The following is an 861-nucleotide window of genomic DNA, read 5'->3' on the forward strand; positions in this document are numbered from 1 at the left end:
CCGACCGCCGAAGGTGAGGCGTCGACGACGCCGGACGGACGGGTTCGCTTACCTCGGTATCACGGTGTGGACTATCTTTCGTACGCAGAGACGGTCTCAGCGGCGAAGACACCGCCGAAGAAAGGCGTTAGTGTGACAAACTACCCTGTCGAACCCAAATCTGACCGGGGAGAAGCCGGGTGGGGCTACCTTGAGGACGAGAATACGCTCGTCGTCTCTGCAGAGTACGACTCTGCCATGTCTCATGTGGTGATGATTGCACGAGCGTTACTCGATCCTAAGACGTTCGACCAGGTCCTTACCGAGGACCGTCTCGCGGAACTTGATGGACTAATCGAAGATGGGACGTACGTTCGTGGGTCTCGAAACCTCGGGTGGTTGGCTGACTCTGTCGACTCGGCGGGTGAGTACGTCGACGTCCTCGAGGACGCGAGAGACGAGCTACTCGACATGACGCGGTCACTTGCACATGAGGACTACGAGTGTGAGACGTCCGAGTACCTGAGTCGAATCACGAAAACGGCGATGGGTCTCGCGGGAACCGCGTTTCACGTCCTCGATTTACTCGATATTGACGTCGTTTGGGAGGCTCGCTTACCCGACTACAACCGACACCCGGAGCGATACGGGGAGGACAATGCCGAGTTGTTAGCAACGACGCTTGCGAAGAACGCGCCGATTGCGGCGACGTACGGGAACCACGTAGTCCGGCGACTGTTGTTTGAAGACCGAGACGAGAAGCGACGTCAGTCGTTCGACCCTGTCGTCGACGCGAGCAATCCGTATGCGAACCTGATTGCGTCGATCTCGGTGGTTGGTGACTTCGGGAATCGGGCGGACCACGTCGCCGGCGTAATAGAA

The 861-nt window shown here is 58.3% G+C and carries 1 pseudogene; it reads left to right on the forward strand.

What is annotated here, in order from left to right:
- Positions 1 to 132: 132 nt before the first annotated feature.
- A pseudogene (locus D3D02_RS18075) lies at positions 133 to 861 on the forward strand (transcriptional regulator); the annotation flags it as partial.

Origin of the sequence: Halobellus sp. Atlit-38R (genome assembly GCF_003665925.1) — an archaeon.
Taxonomy (GTDB): Archaea; Halobacteriota; Halobacteria; order Halobacteriales; family Haloferacaceae; genus Haloquadratum; species Haloquadratum inordinatus.